General features: G+C 73.1%; 15 protein-coding genes. All 15 read left to right on the plus strand.

The annotated features are described in order from the left end of the window. Positions 1–579: 579 nt before the first annotated feature. The 15 genes from H1226_RS06980 to H1226_RS07050 all read left to right on the plus strand — a co-directional run bounded on the left by H1226_RS06980 (position 580) and on the right by H1226_RS07050 (position 18,135). Positions 580–2,190: a UDP-N-acetylmuramoyl-L-alanyl-D-glutamate--2,6-diaminopimelate ligase gene (locus H1226_RS06980; RefSeq protein WP_258347956.1), complete on the plus strand. Its 1,611-nt coding sequence runs from the start codon at positions 580–582 to the stop codon at positions 2,188–2,190. Then, positions 2,187–3,701 (plus strand): UDP-N-acetylmuramoyl-tripeptide--D-alanyl-D-alanine ligase, encoded by a 1,515-nt coding sequence (locus H1226_RS06985; protein ID WP_258347957.1) that lies wholly within the window; start codon positions 2,187–2,189, stop codon positions 3,699–3,701. Before H1226_RS06980 ends, H1226_RS06985 begins: the two co-directional genes overlap by 4 nt. Then, positions 3,698–4,774 carry a phospho-N-acetylmuramoyl-pentapeptide-transferase gene (gene mraY / locus H1226_RS06990; RefSeq protein WP_224959306.1) on the plus strand — a complete coding sequence of 359 codons (1,077 nt, stop codon included), beginning with the start codon at positions 3,698–3,700 and terminating at the stop codon, positions 4,772–4,774. Before H1226_RS06985 ends, mraY begins: the two co-directional genes overlap by 4 nt. A gap of 41 nt (positions 4,775–4,815) precedes the next feature. After that, positions 4,816–6,210 (plus strand): UDP-N-acetylmuramoyl-L-alanine--D-glutamate ligase, encoded by a 1,395-nt coding sequence (murD, locus tag H1226_RS06995; RefSeq protein ID WP_258347958.1) that lies wholly within the window; start codon positions 4,816–4,818, stop codon positions 6,208–6,210. A gap of 5 nt (positions 6,211–6,215) precedes the next feature. Then, on the plus strand, positions 6,216–7,640 hold the full coding sequence (gene ftsW, locus H1226_RS07000) for a putative lipid II flippase FtsW (RefSeq protein WP_373690023.1): 1,425 nt from the start codon (positions 6,216–6,218) through the stop codon (positions 7,638–7,640). Then, positions 7,637–8,758 carry an undecaprenyldiphospho-muramoylpentapeptide beta-N-acetylglucosaminyltransferase gene (murG, locus tag H1226_RS07005; RefSeq protein WP_224959311.1) on the plus strand — a complete coding sequence of 374 codons (1,122 nt, stop codon included), beginning with the start codon at positions 7,637–7,639 and terminating at the stop codon, positions 8,756–8,758. The genes ftsW and murG overlap by 4 nt, the downstream gene beginning before the upstream one ends. Next, positions 8,755–10,209: a UDP-N-acetylmuramate--L-alanine ligase gene (gene murC / locus H1226_RS07010; RefSeq protein ID WP_224959313.1), complete on the plus strand. Its 1,455-nt coding sequence runs from the start codon at positions 8,755–8,757 to the stop codon at positions 10,207–10,209. The genes murG and murC overlap by 4 nt, the downstream gene beginning before the upstream one ends. Further along, positions 10,206–10,949 (plus strand): cell division protein FtsQ/DivIB, encoded by a 744-nt coding sequence (locus tag H1226_RS07015; RefSeq protein WP_258347959.1) that lies wholly within the window; start codon positions 10,206–10,208, stop codon positions 10,947–10,949. Before murC ends, H1226_RS07015 begins: the two co-directional genes overlap by 4 nt. Positions 10,950–11,354: 405 nt before the next feature. Further along, positions 11,355–11,786, plus strand: coding sequence for a hypothetical protein (locus H1226_RS07020; protein WP_258347960.1), 432 nt, complete (start codon positions 11,355–11,357; stop codon positions 11,784–11,786). Then, entirely contained in the window at positions 11,783–12,316 is a 534-nt protein-coding gene (locus H1226_RS07025; RefSeq protein WP_258347961.1) for a DUF3558 domain-containing protein, read from the plus strand. Before H1226_RS07020 ends, H1226_RS07025 begins: the two co-directional genes overlap by 4 nt. A 65-nt stretch (positions 12,317–12,381) precedes the next feature. After that, the gene (locus H1226_RS07030; protein WP_258347962.1) at positions 12,382–13,815 is read left to right on the plus strand and encodes a PPE family protein; all 1,434 of its coding nucleotides are present in this window, start codon (positions 12,382–12,384) and stop codon (positions 13,813–13,815) included. Positions 13,816–14,234: 419 nt separating this feature from the next. Next, positions 14,235–15,047, plus strand: a complete 813-nt coding sequence (locus H1226_RS07035; RefSeq protein ID WP_258347963.1) for an ESX secretion-associated protein EspG — start codon at positions 14,235–14,237, stop codon at positions 15,045–15,047. An 85-nt stretch (positions 15,048–15,132) separates the two neighbouring features. Further along, entirely contained in the window at positions 15,133–16,458 is a 1,326-nt protein-coding gene (locus H1226_RS07040; protein ID WP_224977793.1) for an ABC transporter substrate-binding protein, read from the plus strand. Further along, a complete protein-coding gene (locus H1226_RS07045) occupies positions 16,455–17,339 on the plus strand; it encodes a carbohydrate ABC transporter permease (protein WP_258347964.1) in 885 nt (294 codons plus the stop codon). Before H1226_RS07040 ends, H1226_RS07045 begins: the two co-directional genes overlap by 4 nt. After that, positions 17,332–18,135 (plus strand): carbohydrate ABC transporter permease, encoded by an 804-nt coding sequence (locus tag H1226_RS07050; protein WP_258347965.1) that lies wholly within the window; start codon positions 17,332–17,334, stop codon positions 18,133–18,135. Before H1226_RS07045 ends, H1226_RS07050 begins: the two co-directional genes overlap by 8 nt. Positions 18,136–18,165 lie beyond the last annotated feature (30 nt).

An 18,165-nucleotide genomic window follows, 5' to 3' on the forward strand; every position in this document is an offset into this window, starting at 1 on the left:
ACGACGTCCGCCGGTGCGCACCACGATCCGGCGGAAGTTGCACGAGACGGACCAGTGCTCGCCAGCGAACGGCCCCGGCCGCAAGTAGGTGCTCGCGCTCGCGGGGCCGGACCGCATTTTCCAGGCGGCACGACCGGCGTCGCGCGGAACGGCCGCGGACCGGCCGAACCCGGGTTCGTCGCTGGTCAGGGAGCCTGGCCGACCGTTCGCGGGTCGGTGTCCCCGCGCCGCCGGGCCGGATCGCGCCGAGCCCCGGGGAGGCCCGCGGGAAACCGGCGCGGGGTGCGCGGACCCGGTTCTGCGCGATTCCTCGGCGCCGTCCGGACGGCGGTTCCACGCGACCGGGGCCACCCGCGCGGGCACCGGTCCCGGACGCCGGACGCGGGCCGACGCGCTCGCGCGCGAGGCGTTCTACTGGACGCCGGGCCGCTGCGCGGTGTGCTCCGAACGGCCCAGTCCGAAAACGCGGTGTGTGCAGAGGTGACCATGAGCATGACCCGTCAAGTGGTACCGGTAGCCTTGCGCGACGTGCCTTCCGCGCTCGCGACAGCCCCGCCTCGACCCGCTCTGGTCGAGCCGGTGCAGATCCACCAGCTCGCCGGGACGATCGGTGCGCGGGTCATCGACATCCCTGGTCACACCCCTGGTGAAGGGGTGGTGACCGGAGCGACCCTGCGAGCTCAGCACGTGCGCCCCGGCGATCTGTTCGCCGCCCTCCCGGGAACCCGGGTGCACGGAGCCGACTTCGCCGCCGACGCCCTCACCGCCGGCGCCACCGCCGTGCTCACCGACCAGGCCGGCGTGGACCGCGTCGCGCTGCTCGACCACCCGCGGGTGCGGGCCGGGGAAGTGGCGCTGCTGGTGCACGACGACCCGCGCGGCGTGCTCGGCTCCGCCGCCGCCCGCATCTACGGCGACCCGTCGCAGAAGCTCACCATCCTCGGCGTCACCGGCACGTCCGGGAAGACCACCACCAGCTACCTGCTGGAGTCCGCGCTGCGGGCCGCCGGGCACACCACCGGGCTGGTCGGCACCGTCGAGACCCGCATCGCCGGGGAACGCCTCGACAGCGCCTTCACCACGCCCGAGGCGCCCGATCTGCAGGCGCTGCTGGCCGTCATGGTCGAGCACGGCGTCACGCACGTGCCGATGGAGGTCTCCAGCCACGCCCTCGCGCTCGGCCGCGTCGGTGGCACCCGGTTCGCCGTCGGCGCGTTCACCAACCTCTCGCAGGACCACCTCGACTTCCACCGCGACCTGGAGGACTACTTCCAGGCGAAGGCGCTGCTGTTCGACGGCCGCTCCGAACGCGAAGTGGTGTGCGTCGACGGCGAGTGGGGCCGGCGGCTGGTCACCGAGGACACGATCACCGCGTCCACCACCGGCGACGCGAGCTGGACCGCCACCGACGTCGAGACGTTCCCGACCGGCGAGCAGCGCTTCCGCGCGCACGGTCCGGACCGGACGCTGGACGTGCGGCTGCGGCTGCCGGGGCCGTTCAACATCGCCAACGCGCTGCTGGCCGCCGGAGTGCTCACCGCCGCCGGGATCCCCGCCGACGCGATCGAACGCGGACTGGCCGAAGTGGACGTGCCCGGCCGGATGGAGCGGGTCGCCCTCGGGCAGGACTTCACCGCCGTGGTGGACTACTCGCACAAGCCCGGCGCCGTCTCCGCGGTGCTCGACGCGGCCCGCGCCCAGGTCATCAACGGGGGCGGCCGGGTGCTCGTCGTGCTCGGCTGCGGCGGTGACCGGGACGTGGCGAAGCGGCCGCTGATGGGCGAGGCGGCCGCGCGCCGCTCCGACCTGCTGGTGGTCACCGACGACAACCCGCGCAGCGAGAACGCCGCCGACATCCGCGCCGCCATGCTCGCCGGGGCGCTGGAGGTGCCCGAGGCCGAACGCGGCGAGGTCGTCGAAGCGGGCGACCGGCGCGAAGCCATCGCCGAAGCGGTGCACCGAGCCCGGGCCGGGGACGTCGTCGTGATCGCCGGCAAGGGGCACGAGACCGGCCAGGAGGTGGCCGGGGTCGTGCACCCGTTCTCGGACCGGGACGAGGTGGCGGCGGCGCTGCGGCGCAGGCTCGACACCGGCAGCGCCCGGATCGGGGACGGCAGTGGGGGAACGCAGAACACGGGGGAACCCGCGCCCCCGGCCGGTGGCCGGGGCGGCAACGAGGAGGCAAGGTGATCCGGCTCAGCCTGGCTGACATCGCGGAAGCGGTCGGCGGCAGGCTCCACCACGCGGACGGCACCGAGGTCGTGACCGGTTCCGTCGAATTCGACTCGCGCAAGATCGGGCCGGGCGGGTTGTTCGTCGCGGTCCCCGGCGAGCGCGTCGACGGGCACGACTTCGCCGCCCGCGCCGTCGCGGACGGAGCCGCCGGCGTGCTCGCCGCGCGCGAAGTGCCCACCGCGGACGGACCGATCCCGACCGTGATCGTTCCGGAGCTGTCCGAACACCACCCGAGCCGGGCCATGGCCCTAGCCGGGGACGTCGACGGCAGCGGCGCCGCAGTGCTCGCCGCCCTCGCGCGGCTGGCGCGCGCGGTGGTGGACCGGCTGCCCGAGCTCGCCGTCATCGGGGTCACCGGTTCGTCCGGCAAGACCTCGACCAAGGACCTCATCGCGCAGGTCCTCGAACCGGCGGGCCCGACCGTGGCGCCGCCCGGGTCGTTCAACAACGAGCTCGGGCACCCGTGGACCGCGCTGCGCGCCGACGAGCACACCCGGCACCTCGTGCTGGAGCTCTCCGCCCGCGGTCGCGGCCACATCGCCGCGCTCTGCGAGGTCGCCCCGCCGCGGATCGGCGCCGTGCTCAACGTCGGCAGCGCGCACCTCGGCGAGTTCGGCTCGCAGGAGGCCGTCGCGCAGACCAAGGGCGAACTCGTCGAAGCGCTGCCCGCCGCCGCCGACGGCGGGGTCGCCGTGCTCAACGCCGACGACCCGCTGGTCGCCGCGATGGCCGAGCGCACCCGGGCCCGCGTGGTCCGGGTCGGGCAGAGCCCGGCCGCCGACGTGCGCGCCGAGGACATCGAGCTCGACGAGCAGGCGCGCGCCGAGTTCACCCTGGTCACCGCCACCGGCTCCGCCCGGGTGAAGCTGCCGCTGCACGGCGAGCACCACGTCAGCAACGCGCTCACCGCCGCCGCCATCGCCGTGGAGCTCGGCGCGAGCGTCGAGGAGGCCGCCGCGCGGCTCGGCTCGGTGCGGCGCGTCTCCGCCCGGCGCATGGAGGTCACCGAGACCCCCGGCGGCGTCACCGTCATCAACGACGCCTACAACGCCAACCCCGAATCGGTGCGCGCGGCGCTCAAGACGCTCGCGTCGATGACCAGGGGCAAACCGGGCCGCGCCTGGGCGGTGCTCGGAGTCATGGGCGAACTCGGCGATGCCGAGGTCGCCGCGCACGACGAGATCGGGCGGCTCGCCGTCCGGCTCAACATCGACCGCCTCGTGGTGGTCGGTGACCAGGCACGGGCGATGCACCAGGGTGCCTCGCTGGAAGGGTCATGGGGAGAGGAGTCGGTTCTGGTGCCGGATGTCGATGCCGCTGTCGCGCTGCTGCGCGACGAGCTGCGTCCCGGTGACGTCGTGCTCGCCAAGGCGTCCAAGGTCGCCGCGCTGTGGCGCGTCGCCGAACAGCTGACCGAGCAGGTCACCGATCGATCCGCCACCGAACGAGCCGGGGGTCAAGCGTGAAGAGCATCCTCGTCGCCGCAGCGGTGGCGCTGGTCATCTCCATCCTGTTCACCCCGTACCTGATACGGATCTTCTCCAAGCAGGGCTTCGGCCAGGAGATCCGCGAAGAGGTGCAGAAGTCGCACGCCGCCAAGCGCGGCACGCCCACCATGGGCGGCATGGCGATCCTCGTCGCCATGTGGGCCGGGTACCTGATCACCCACCTCACCGTCGCGGAGGAAGGCCCCACGGTCTCCGGCCTGCTGGTGCTGGGGCTCACCACCGCGCTGGGCATCGTCGGCTTCCTCGACGACTTCATCAAGATCCGCAAGCAGCGCAACCTCGGGCTGAACAAGACCGCGAAGCTCGTCGGGCAGCTGGTCGCCGCCGTGCTGTTCGCGATCCTCGCGATGCGGTTCCCCGACGACAACGGCATCACCCCCGCTTCCGAGCACCTGTCGTTCATCCGCGACATCAGCATCGTGTCGTTCGGCGCCATCGGGTTCGTGATCTTCGCGTACGTGGCGATCAGCGGCTGGTCCAACGCGGTCAACTTCACCGACGGCATGGACGGGCTCGCGGGCGGTACCGCGGCGATGGTGCTGGCCACCTACGTGCTGATCTCGTTCTGGCAGCTGCGCTACGACTGCACCGGCGGGGGCGGCTCCGGGCCAGCCTGCTACACGGTGCGCGACCCGCTGGACATCGCGATCGTCGCCGCGGCCGCCATGTCGGCGTGCATCGGGTTCCTGTGGTGGAACGCGGCACCCGCGAAGATCTTCATGGGCGACACCGGTTCGCTCGCGCTGGGCGGTCTCGTCGCCGGGCTGAGCATGGTCACCCGCACCGAACTGCTGATGATCATCATCGGTGGGCTGTTCGTGGTGGAGGCCCTGTCCGTCGTGCTGCAGATCGTCGTGTTCCGCAGCACCCGGCGCAGGCTCTTCCGGATGGCACCGTTCCACCACCACTTCGAACTCGCCGGGTGGGCGGAAACCACGGTGATCATCAGATTCTGGGTGCTGGCCGGGATCAGCTGCCTGTTCGGCGTCGGGCTGTTCTACGCGGACTGGCTCAGCCTCTACGGCGGCTGACGATCCCGGCGGCCACGCCGCCGGCAGGAGAGGAGAGTGCGGTGACCCGAACGTTGCGGGACCGGCGGGTGCTGGTCGCGGGTGCCGGGGTGTCCGGCCGCTCGGCCGCCGAAGCGCTGCTGGCGGCCGGTGCCGAAGTCACCGTCACCGACGCGTCCGAAGAACGGCTCGCCGCGCTCGACTCCGTCCGCGCCGGCGGCGGTCGGCTCCTGCCCGGACTGCTCGAACCGCCCGCCGGGACCGACCTCGTCGTCACCAGTCCCGGCTGGCGGCCCGGCACGCCGCTGCTGGCCGCCGCCGCCACCGCGGGCATCGAGATCATCGGCGAGGTCGAACTCGCCTGGTGGCTCGACCGGGCGCGGCCCGAACCCGCCGACTGGCTCGCCGTCACCGGCACCAACGGCAAGACCACCACCGTCACCATGCTCGAATCGGTGCTGCGCGCCGCCGGGCTCGACGTCGTCGCCTGCGGGAACGTCGGGCTGCCCGTCGTCGACGCGGTGCGCGCCGGGCACCGGGTGCTCGCCGTCGAGCTGTCCAGCTTCCAGCTGCACTGGTCCCGGTCGCTGGCCGCGCAGGCCGGGGTCGTGCTCAACCTCGCCGACGACCACCTCGACTGGCACGGCACCCTCGACGCCTACGGCGCCGCGAAGGCCAAGGTGTACGCGGGCAACGTCGTCGCGGTGCACAACGCCGACGACGAGTGGTCCACCCGGCTCTCCACCGGCGCGGGGCGACCCGTGTCCTTCACCCTCGGCGCACCGGAGCCCGGCCAGCTCGGCATCGCCGGCGGCACCCTGCTCGACCGGGCCTTCGCCGACGACCCGGCCGGGGACGTGCTCGCCGACGTCGCCGACGTGCACCCCGGCGGGCCGCACAACCTCGCCAACGCGCTCGCCGCCGCCGCGCTCGCCCGCGCCCACGGCGTCCCCGCCGACGCTGTCGCCCGCGGCCTGCGCGCGTTCGAACCCGGCGCGCACCGCTCCGTCGTCGTCGCCGAAACCCGCGGCACCACCTGGGTCGACGATTCCAAGGCCACCAACCCGCACGCTGCCGACGCCGCGCTGCGCGCCCACGAGCGCGTCGTGTGGATCGCGGGCGGCCTGCTCAAGGGCGCCGACGTCGACGAACTCGTCGCGCGCAACGCCGGGCGGCTCGCCGCCGTCGTGCTCATCGGCCGCGACCGCGCCGCGTTCGCCGAAGCGCTCGCCCGACACGCCCCGCACGTGCCCGTCGAGCAGGTCTCGGCGGGGGACGATGCGGGCATGTCCCAGGCCGTCACCAGGGCCGCCGCGCACGCCGCACCCGGCACCGCGGTGCTGCTCGCCCCCGCCGCCGCGTCCATGGACATGTTCACCGACTACGCGCACCGGGGGCGGGCCTTCGCCGACGCCGTGCGGGCGCTGCCCGCCACCGCCCCCACCACCGGCGGGTGATCGCGGTGACCACCTCCGCAGCGACCGCGCGCCGGCCCCGCCGCACCCGCAAGCCCACCGGGCTCGCGGCCATCACCACCCCGCTGACCGCGTGGCTCACCCGGCCGCTCGCCTCGTTCCACCTGCTGCTCGCCGTGTTCGGCCTGCTCACCGTGTTCGGGCTCGTCATGGTGCTGTCGGCGTCCAGCGTGGACTCGTTCACCAGCGCCGGGTCCTCCTACGACATCTTCATCCGGCAGGTCATCTACTGCGGCGCCGGACTCGTGCTGTTCTACGGGGCGCTGCGGCTGCCGGTGCGGCAGATGCGCAAGCACAGCCTCACCGTCTTCGGCGGCTGCCTGCTGCTGCTCCTGCTCGTGCTCACCCCGCTGGGCAGCGTCCGCAACGGCGCGCAGAGCTGGTTCGTGCTCGGCGGGATCTCCTTCCAGCCCGTCGAGTTCGCCAAGATCTCCTTCGCGCTGTGGGGCGCGCACGTGCTCGTCACCAAGCGCGGGCTGCTCGCCCAGTACCGGCACCTGCTGGTGCCGGTGGTGCCCGCGGCGATGCTGATGTTCGCGCTCGTCATGCTGCAGCCCGACCTCGGCTCCACCATCACGCTGTTCATCGTGCTGCTCGCCCTGATGTGGTTCGCCGGGGCGCCGCTGCGGTTGTTCGGCGTCTCCGTGCTCGGCGCCATCACCGCCGCCGTCGTCCTCGCGATGGTCGCGCAGTACCGGATGGACCGGATCACCACGTTCCTCGACCCCGCCTCCGATCCCACCGGCCGCGGCTACCACGCCCGGCAGGCGCTGTTCGCGCTCGCCGACGGCGGGCTGTTCGGCCGCGGGCTCGGCCAGGGCTGGTCCAAGTGGCAGTACCTGCCCAACGCGCACAACGACTTCATCTTCGCCGTCATCGGCGAGGAGCTCGGGTTCGTCGGCTGCGTCATCGTGCTCGTCCTGTTCGGCACCACCGCCTACGTCGGGATGCGCATCGCCGCCCGCAACACCGACCCGTGGATCAGGCTCGTCGCCGCGACGCTCACCGCCTGGCTCGTCGGGCAGGCCGCGATCAACGTCGGCTACGTCGTCGGCCTGCTGCCCATCACCGGGCTGCCGCTGCCGCTGATCTCCTCCGGCGGCTCGTCCGTGGTGACCAGCATGCTGGTGTTCGGGCTGCTGGCGAACTTCGCCCGGCACGAGCCGGAAGCGATCGCCGCGCTACGGTCGCTGGGGCCGGGCCGCGTCGGGAAGCTGCTGCGCCTGTCCACGCCCGAGCCCTACCGCCCACCGGCGAAACGCCGCCCGGCGCGCACCGCGCCCACCAGCCGCCCCGGAGCGCGCAGCGCAGGGGCCCAGCCGACCCGCCGGGGATCACCGGACGCGCGGAACCGCACCGCGGCCCGCGGCAAGACCGGATCCCGGGCACAGACACGAGGAGGACACCGTTGAGCGGGCAGCACCCGGCCCCCGGACACCCCGCCCGGCGCGGCCTGTCGGTCGTCGTCGCAGGCGGCGGCACCGCCGGACACATCGAGCCGGCCCTCGCCCTGGCCGACGCCGTGCGCAGGATGCGCCCGGACGCGCGCATCACCGCGCTCGGCACCGAACGCGGACTGGAGAACCGGTTGGTGCCCGCACGCGGCTACCCGCTGGAACTGGTGCCGCCGGTGCCGATGCCGCGCAAGCCCAGCACCGAACTGCTGCGGCTGCCGCTGAAGGTGCGCGACTCGGTGCGCAAGACCAAGGACGTGCTCGAACGCGTCCAAGCCGACGTCGTCGTCGGGTTCGGCGGCTACGTGTCGCTGCCCGCCTACCTCGCCGCGCGCGGGCGCACCCCCATCGTCGTGCACGAGGCCAACGCCCGGGCGGGCATGGCGAACAAGGTCGGCGCCCGGTTCGCCGAGCGCGTCCTCGCCGCCACCCCCGACAGCGGGCTCGCCGGGGCCCGGCCCATCGGCATCCCGCTGCGCGAATCCATCACCAGCCTCGACCGCGCCGCGCTGCGCATGCAGGCCCGGCAGTTCTTCGGGCTGCACCCGCACGCGCCGACCATCCTCGTGTTCGGCGGATCGCAAGGCGCCCAGACGCTCAACACCGCGTTCTCCGGGGCCGCGCAGGCGCTCGGGCGCGCGGGCATCGGCGTGCTGCACGCGCACGGGCCGAAGAACACCCTCGCCGTGCAGCAGGTCCCCGGCGCCCCCGTCTACAACGCGGTGCCGTACCTGGAGCGGATGGACCTCGCCTACGCCGCCGCCGACCTCGTGGTCTGCCGCTCCGGCGCCATGACCGTCGCCGAGGTGTCCGCCGTCGGGCTGCCCGCCGTGTTCGTCCCGCTGCCGCACGGCAACGGCGAGCAGGCCCTCAACGCGCAGCCCGTCGTCTCCGCGGGCGGTGCCCTGCTCGTCGCCGACGAGGACATGACGCCGGACAAGGTCATCAACGAGGTCCTGCCCCTCGGCCGCGACCCGCAACGGCTGCACATGATGAGCCGTGCCACGCTGGGAACCGGACACCGGGAAGCCGACCAGGTGCTGGCCCGGATCGTGGTGGAGGTGGCGGGCCGGTGACCGAAGCGCAGACCGCGGAACGCAGCGGCACCGACGACCTGCTGTCCCGCGTCCACCTCGTCGGCATCGGCGGCGCGGGCATGAGCGGCATCGCCCGCATCCTGCTCGCCCGCGACCGGCAGGTCTCCGGTTCCGATGCCCGCGACTCCCGCACCGTGCTCGCCCTGCGCGCCCAAGGCGCGCACGTCGCGCTCGGGCACCGCGGCGAGAACCTCGACCAGCTCGACCAGGACCCCACCGCCATCGTGGTGTCCACCGCGATCCGGCCGGACAACCCGGAACTCGTCGAGGCCCAGCGCCGCGGCGTCGCCGTGCTGCGCCGCGCCGAAGCGCTCGCCGCGCTCATGGCCGAGCACCGGGTCGCCTGCGTCGCGGGCACGCACGGCAAGACCTCGACGACCTCGATGCTCACCGTCGCGCTGCAGCACTGCCGGCTCGACCCGTCGTTCGCCATCGGCGGCGACCTCAACGAGTCCGGCGCCAACGCGCACCACGGCGAGGGCGGCGTGTTCGTCGCCGAGGCCGACGAGAGCGACGGATCGTTCCTCGTGTTCGCGCCCTCGGTCGCCGTCGTCACCAACGTCGAACCCGACCACCTCGACCACCACGGCACCCCCGAGGCCTACACCGAGGTCTTCGACGAGTTCGTCCGCCGCATCGAGCCGGGCGGCGTGCTCATCGTCAACGCCGACGACCCCGGATCCGCCCGGCTCGCCGGGCAGGCCGCCGCCGGCGGGCTCCGCGTCCGCCGCTACGGGCACACGGCGGGCGGGCCCGGCGACGCGCGCATCGTCGACTACCGGCCCGAGCACGGGGCCGGTGTCGCCGTCGTCGAGCTCGACGGGCAGCGGATCGACGTGCAGGTCTCGGTGCCGGGCGAGCACATGGCGGGCAACGCCGTCGCCGCGCTGCTCGCCGGGCTGGAGCTCGGGGCACCGCTGGACGAACTGCTCGACGGGCTCGCCGCGTTCGGCGGCGTGCGCCGCCGCTTCGAGTTCAAGGGCCAGGCCGGCGGGGTGCTCGTCTACGACGACTACGCCCACCACCCCACCGAGGTCGACGCGCAGCTGCGCGCGGCCCGGCCCGTGGTCGGCGACGGCAGGCTCATCGTGGTGTTCCAGCCGCACCTGTTCTCCCGCACCGCCGCGTTCGCCGCCGAGTTCGCCACCGCGCTGGGGCTCGCCGACGAGATCGTGGTGCTCGACGTCTACGGCGCGCGGGAGGACCCGCAGCCCGGCGTCACCGGGGCGCTCATCGCCGACCAGATCCCGGGATCGGCGGACCGGGTGCGCTTCGAGCCGTCGCTGACCGACGCGGCACCGCTCGTGGCCGGGCTCGCCGCGCCGGGGGACCTGGTGCTCACCATGGGCGCCGGTGACGTCACCATGCTCGGGCCGGAGATCCTCGGGGAGCTCGAACGGGCCGCGGGTACCGGAGGTGCGGCGGAGTGAGCGCGGCAGGGCGGTCGTCGAACCGGCCGGGGGTGCGCAGCACTCGCGGCCGGCCGGTGCGCGGCGGGATCCAGCGGTCCCCGCGCCGCTGGCTGCTGCCGGTGGCGATGTCCGTGGTGACCGTCCTGGTGCTCGCCCTCTACTACAGCCCGATCCTCGGCGTGCGGTCCGTGCAGGTCGACGGGCTCGCCGCCGTGCCGGAGCGGACCGTGCTGGACACGGCGGGCATCGAGCTCGGCAACCCGATGCTGCAGGTCGACTCCGAGGCCATCCGGTCCCGGCTGGGCGCGGTCCCGGAGATCGCCGATTCGGAGGTCCACCTGCAGTGGCCCTCCACGGTGCGGCTGGAGATCACCGAACGCGTCGCCGTGGCCTACGTGCCCGCCGACGGACCTGGTGAGAGCGGGGTGCGGTTGATCGACGCGGCGGGCGTGCCGTTCCGCACCGTGCCCCGCCCGCCCGCCGGGCTCGCCCAGCTGCGGCTCGGCGACGACCGGGCCGACGGCGTGCGGACCGCGATGATCGCGCTCACCGCGCTGCCCGCCGACCTGCGGGCGCAGGTCACCGAGGTCCGCGCCGAACGGCCGCAGAACCTGTTCCTGGTGCTGGCGGGGGGCAGGCAGGTGCACTGGGGCGAGAGCACGGCCGCGGACCGGAAGGCCGCGATCCTGGTGCCGCTGCTGACCCGCTCCGGGCAGGTCTACGACGTGACGAGCCCGGATCTGCCGACCGTGGCGTGATCGCCCGGCTGCCGGGGTGGCGCCGTGATGGGGTCGGCTGCGGCGGTGCCGGGCGTGCCTTCGCCGGGCAGGTCGTTCGGCGGGTTCGCCGTTGTCCGGCGAAGGTGGAGCCGATGACGGCCATCCGGGTGCGGTGATCACTCTAATGGCGGTCGACCATTGGGAAGAGCGAATCCGTCCGATCGCGGATTTCCCCCGCGACGTGGTCGTGCGCACGCCTGGAATTCGAGTGATCGCGGAATAAGACAACAGGAATATCATCTTCGGCGACTTTGCCGAGCACGCTCCGTGGCCGCTGTCCGACTTTCAGGTGGAAAAACGCGTGACGGCCATTCAATTCGACCGAATTGACCGGCCGGATCGATAACGTTTCCCCATCCGATCAGATCGGAGCGAGGAGGCGAAGTGACCGACGGTGCAGGGCCGGTGCGAGGCGGTGGTGGCTCGCTGGAGGCCGTTTCCGCGCAGCTGGCCGGAATCTCGGCCCAGAACGAGCAGCTCCGCGCGCAAGTGGCGTCCGGTCGGCTCACGATCGACCCGGAAGCGGCGGAGAAGGCGGCGCAGGCTTATGAGCGGGCGCAGCGGCGAGTGCAGCGGCTCAGCCGAAACACCGATCTGCTGCTCAAGGTGCAAGGGCTCGGGGAATACCACTCGGCTGTGCAGCTATCCCGAAAATTCGAAGCCAAAGCCGATGACGGTTCGTCCGGAGCAGTCGCACTGCTCGGGAGATTGAGCGATGAGCTGAAGGAGAAGGCCGAGCTCTTCCGGCAGGCCGCCAAGGATTACACGGCGACCGACGACGCGATCGCGCAAGATCTGATGCGAGGTGAGGGATGAACGCGATCCCGCGCAAGGCAGGGTTGGCGCTGCTCGCGGTCGGGATGCTGGCATCCGTTTCCGGATGTGCGCTGGATTCCCGAGCCGACGGCGAGTCCGCCGTGGAGGAACCGGTGCGGACCGTCGGGTTGGCGAAGGTCGATCCCTGCACGATGCTCACGGAACAGGAACTCGCCGCACGTGGTGGTCGGCCGCCCGGCTATCCGAACAACGACATCGCGGCGGAACCGGGCTGCGACTTCGACGGAGATCCGTTCGGGTACAGCTTCTACAAGAACCAGGAGATGACCGTCGAACGCTACGGCGAGCGGGACGTCTGGTCGCGGTTCGAACGAAGCGAGCTCGACGGCAGACCGGCCGCGATCACGGTCGTCCGAGGCTCGGCCTCAGCGCGGATCTGCTCCACGATGTTCGACGCCGGGGGTGGCGTGATCACCGTGACGGCCCAGGAGACCGACGACGAAGGTCGCGACGAGTGCGCCGAGTCCTGGCAGGTGGCCGAGCTGATCGCGGCGAAGAGCCCGCGCTGATCGCCGGCGCACACGTGCAGCCCCCGCCGGCGACACCGGCGGGCGGCTGCGAACCGGGGGGATGAATGGGATTCGGGGACTGGGCGGAGCGCGTCGCGGAGACGGCGCACGACGCCGGGGCGTCCTGGCTGGGCTACGAGACGACGGCGCAACGCGAGGCGCGGGAACGCGCGGAGGCGGCCGAGCAGTCCGGGGAACGGCGGCGCGACGTGCTGGCCGACCGCAACGACCAGCTGCACGCGGGCGGCGAGTTCGACCCGCCGTCGATCACCGAGCGGGAGAACTGGCAGTCCTACAGCCACCACGAGCTGTACGAGACGAACGAGCGCTCGCTGGACCCGGCGAAGGCGCAGGAGGTCGCGGAAGCGTGGCGGCGCATCGGCACCGCTCTCGCCGAGATCGGCCCGGACCTGGACCGCGAGGCTAGCGGCGCCATCGCGGGCGGGTGGGAGGGCGAAGCGGCCGACGTCGCCACCGCCTCCGCCGAACCGCTCGTGCAGTGGATGTCCGACGGCGGCCAGGCGTTCCAGTTGACCGGGAACAAGGTCGAGCAGGCCGGTTCGGCCGCCGGCCAGGTGAAGGCGATGGTGTCCGCACCGCAGGACTACAGCATCGGCCGCACCCTCGCCGCGGGCATTCCCGGCGGATTCGTCGGCGGCGGCGTGGACGCGCTCGCGCAGATGCGCGAACGGCAGGAGGCGGAACGCGCCGCGCAGGAGACGATGCAGCGCGTCCTCACCCCGACCTACGACGACGTGGACCGGACAGTCCCGGTGTACCCGGGCCTGGACGGGACGCCGCTGCCGCCACCGCCGCCCGCCGAGCCCCCACCGGTCGCCCCGCCACCACCGCCGGTGGACCCGCAGGACCGCGGCCGAAGCGGCGGAAGTTCCGGTGCTGAACGGCCCGGCCACGACCGCAGCGGCGGAGCCGACCGGCCCGGCACCGGGAGCCCGGACGGCCCGGCCGGCTCCGATCCGTCGTGGGTGCCGGACCAGCGCCCCGACGGCACCCCGGAACGAGTACCGCCCGGCGGGCAGCGCGTCCCGCCACCGGTCCTGCCCGGCCCGGTCCCGCTGCCCGGCGGCGGACTTCCCGGCGGTCCCGGTGGCGGCCCCGGGGACCGCGGCGGTGGTCGTGGTGCCGGCGCTCCCGCGCTCGGCGGACCCGGCGCAGGAGGCCGGAGCACCGGCGGCCCGGGCGGCAGACCCGGCGGCGGAACTCCCGGCACCCGCGCGGGCGGCACCGGCGACCAGCCCGGCCCCGGCGGACGGGCCGGCGTCGGAGCAGGTTCCGGCGCGGGCGCCCGCGGCATCCCGGCAGGCGGCCCGGCCGCCGCCACCAGCGGTGCGCGCGGTGGTGCCGGGGGAGCGGGCGCGGCCCGCCGCGGCGAAGGCGGCGAGGACTACGAGCACGAGCGGCCCGGCTGGCTGGAGGAGCAGGACGACGTGTGGATGGAGGGCATGCCGAAGACCGCCCCACCGGTCTTCGGTGAGTGATCTCGGTGGGGCGCCTTGGGAGTGTGTCGGGTGGCGGAACCTCAGCTGCCTTCTCGCTGCGGGATCTTTTTCCCTCGTGGCTCCGCCACGAGGGAAAAAGCTGTCCTCGCGAGAAGGCAGCTGAGAACCCGCGGGTGGTTCTGCTGCGTGCGTGGTCGTTGGCTCAGCGGCTTCGCCGCTGACAGGACACGCACACGAACCGCCGGGCGGGTTCAACGACTGTCGGTCTGCGAGATCGGTTTCATCGGTGGCTTCGCCGTGGGCGGGAGCGCGGTCCTCGTGAGGACTGCGGTCAGCACCGGTGGCGGTGTGGGTGGCTTGGTGGTCGTTGGCTGCGGCTTTGCTGCGGGCGGGGGAGATGGCTGGTGGTGCGGGGTTGTGCGTTTTTTGCGATCGGGGTTTCGGATAGGGGGAACGAGATGGGATTGGTGGGGCGGTGGCGGTTGGCGCCGTTGCACTCGTACCTGGTGCGCCGCTACCTGGGGGTGGATGATCTGGCGCTGCCGCTGGAAGGGGCGGCTTTCGGACGCACGCGGCGGCAGCTCCGCGAGCTGGCGCGCCGGGAGGCCCCCGCGATGCACCGGGCCGGGCTCCTGGTGGACGACGAAGCACCGGTGGAGCTGGCCGAGGCGCTGCGGGTGCTCGCGGGGCCGCAGCTGTGGGTCGACTCGTTGTGGTGCCCGGAGTTCGGCGGTGAGGCCGCGTGGCGCTCGGTGGCCGCGCTCACCGGCCGCGATCGGGTGGTGCTCGGCGTGCAGGAACCGGGGGAGGGCGCGCGGTACGGCGGGGCGCTGACCGTGGAGCTGCACCAGCGGGCGGCGCTGTCGGAGGTGCTGCTGGCGACGCTGCCGCCCGCGCCGCCCGGTACCCGCGGCCGGGTGCGGGTTCCGGAGAGCTCGCTGCGGTCCGGACCGGAGGAGCTCGCCACCGGGTTCCTGCAGCACGTGGCGCCGGTGCGCGGCAGCAGCGGCGACCGGCTGGTCGAGCAGTACCGGAGCATCGGTTCCGGCCCGCACCTGCGGGCGGGACAGTTCGCCGCGTCCGCGCGCGATCCGCGCGGTGCGCGGCGGCGTTCGGCGGTGGTGCGCTGGTTCGACAACGCCGCCCCCGACGGCCGCTACCTGGATCACGCGGAGCGGGGCGGCGCGGGCGAACGGGTGCACGCCCTCACTCCGGCGGACGTGCGGGAGGTCCGCATCCGGTTGGAGGCGCTGGTCGACTCGGTGCGCTGACCCCGGCAGCGCCCCCACCAATGGCGCATTGACCGTCTTCGATCGCCGGGAATAGCGTTCGGCAATCGATTTCTGGGGGAATCAGATGCGCGACGTGCCCGCGATCAGCCGCCGGACCGCCCTCGGGGCGGGTGCGGTGCTGCTCGCGGGTGCCGCCGGGTGCGCCCCGGCGCGGGATCCGCGCGAGATCAGCCTGTGGAACTTCTACGGGCCGGGCGGGCAGAACAAGAGCCAGAGCGACTGGATCAGCAGGCTCGCCGCGGAGTGGAACGCCACGCACGAGGTGCGGGTGCGGCTGCGGTACGTGCCGAACAAGGACTACAAGGCCGGGCCGACCTTGCAGACCTCGTTCAGCGCCGGTGCCGGGCCGGACGTGTTCCTGCTGAGCCCCGGCGATTTCCTGCGCTACTACAACGGGGGCGCGCTGGCCGACCTCACCCCGCACCTCGAACCGGGCGTGCGGGAGGACTTCTTGCCGGAGGTGCTGGCGACGCGGCTGGTCGACGACCGGGTGTACGGGCTGCCGATGGAGATCGAACCGCTGGCGCTGTTCTACAGCGAGGACGCGTTCGAGCGGGCGGGGCTCGCGGAAGGCGACCTGCCGGGGACGTGGGACGAGCTGCTGGGCCTGGCGGAGCGCCTGACCACCCCGGACCGGTTCGGGATGCTGTTCGAGACGAACCCGGGCTACTACCAGAACTTCACCTGGTACCCGTGGCTGTGGATGGCCGGTGGCGACGTGTTCACCCCGGACCTGCGGCGCAGCGCGTTCGACTCGCCGGCCGCGCACCGGGCGATGCGGCTGTGGCAGGACGCGGTGCGCTCCGGTGCCGCTCCGCGCCGGGTGCGCGGCGAGGGCGGCAACGACACGATCTCGAACCTGGCGCAGGGCTACTGCGCGATGCAGCAGCTGGGGATCTGGGGCATCGCCGAGATCGCCGAGCAGGCGCCCGGTTTCCGCTACGGCGTCACGCCGATGCCCGCGCCGCCGGGCGGCACCGCCACCACGGCGCTGGGCAGCTGGGCGATGGTCGCGAACGCCTACGGCGCCAACCCGGAGGCCGCGGCCGAGTTCGTGGCGTGGGCGCTCGGTTCGTCCGACCCGGCGGGGGTGGAGCGGATGCGGCAGTGGAACACCGTGGCGAAGACGGGGATCCCGCCCCGGCGTTCGGTGCGCCGCGCCGCCGAAGCCCAGGGCGCCTTCGACGACGGTCCGATGCGGGTGTTCGCCGACCAGGTGATGGCGCAGGCGCGTCCGGAACCCCGCTACCCGCCGGAGGTGTACCGCGCGATCTCCGACGCGCTGCAGTCCTGCCAGCTCGACGGGGCCGACCCGGCCGAGGCCGCCGGGGCGGCGTCCGAGCAGATCGACACGTTCCTGGCGGGCTACGACGGGGCGGCGATCCAATGAGCGCCCGGCGTTCCGACGGCCGGGCCGCGCTCGGCTTCCTCGCCCCGGACGCGGTGGGGCTGCTGGTGTTCGTGGCGGTGCCGACGGTGCTGGCGCTGGTGGTCGGATTGTTCGAAGTGGACGGTTTCGGCAACGTCGGGTGGGCGGGGCTGGACAACTTCCGGTTGATGGCGGGGGACGGGCTGCTGTGGCGCAGCTTCGGCATCACCGCGCTGTACGCGGGACTGTTCGTGCCGCTGGTGTTCGCGTGCGGGCTGGCGCTGGCGCTGCTGGTGCGGGACCACTTCCCGGGCGTGGGGGCGGTGCGCGCGGCGCTGTTCCTGCCGAACGCGGTGAGCCTGGTGGTGATCGGGCTGCTCTGGCAGTTCCTGCTCACCGACAAGACGGGCCTGGTGAGCCGGGTGCTCGCGGTGTTCGGCCTGGACGGGGTCTCGTGGCTGGGCGATCCGGACCTGGCGCTGGTCACGTTGGTGCTGATCAGCGTGTGGTTCCTGATGGGCTACCAGATGCTGATCTTCCTCGGCGGGTTGAACGACATCCCCGGGGACCTCTACGACGCGGCCACTGTGGACGGTGCGGGCGCGTGGCACCGGTTCCGGCACGTGACCTGGCCGATGCTGCGGCCGACGAGCTTCTTCGTGCTGGTCACGTCGACGGTGAACGCGGTGGCCGGGTTGCAGGCGTTCGACCTGGTCTTCGTGACCACCTCGGGCGGCCCGGCGAACGCGACGTCCACCGTCGTGTACTACGCCTACCAGCAGGCGTTCCAGTTCGGCCGGTTCGGCTACGCGGCGGCGATCTGCGCGCTGCTGGTGCTGCTGCTGGGCGCCATCACCGGGGTGCTGTTCGCCGCGACCCGAGGAGGCCGGTTCGATGCGTAGCGGGATCCGCGGGCGGGCGCTGCTGGCGTACCTGGTGGCGCTGGTGACGATCGCGCCGCTGCTGTGGCTGCTGCTGACGGCGTTCCGGCCGGCGGCGGAGCTGTTCTCGGTGGGCTGGCCGAGCGCGTTGACGCTGGACAACGTGGGGTACGTGCTGACCGAGGTGCCGTTCCTGCGCTACCTCGCGAACAGCGCGTTCATCTCGGTGGTGGTGACGGCGCTGGCGCTGCTGGTGCACTCGATGGCCGCCTACGCCCTGGCGCGGATGCACTTCCGCGGGCGGGGGATCGCGTTCGCCGCGGTGATCGCGACGTTGCTGATCTCGCTGCCGGTGATCCTGGTGCCGCTGTTCCTGGTGGTCCGGACGCTCGGCATGGTCGACACGTACGCGGGGCTGATCGTGCCGGGCGTGTTCAACGCGTTCGGGATCTTCCTGCTGCGGCAGTTCTACCTGGGGGTGCCGCGGGAGCTGGAGGACGCGGCGCAGCTGGACGGCTGCGGGCACTGGCGCACCTACTGGCACGTGGTGCTGCCGCTGAGCAGGCCGATGCTGGCCGCGCTGGCGGTGCTGTTCTTCCTCGCCAACTGGAACTCGTTCCTGTGGCCGCTGGCGGTGGCCCAGGACGAGTCGTTGCGGGTGGTGCAGGTCGGCATCGCCTCGTTGCAGGGGCAGTACGCCTCCAAGCAGCAGTACGTGATCGCGGCGGCGCTGCTGGCCGCGATCCCGACGGTGCTGGTGTTCCTGCTGGGGCAGCGCAAGCTCATCTCCTCGCTGAAGACCACCGGGCTGAAGTGACCGGGCTCTGTCGGGGGCCGGGCGTAGCGT

It is taken from the genome of Saccharopolyspora gregorii, assembly GCF_024734405.1.
Classification (GTDB): domain Bacteria; phylum Actinomycetota; class Actinomycetes; order Mycobacteriales; family Pseudonocardiaceae; genus Saccharopolyspora_C; species Saccharopolyspora_C gregorii.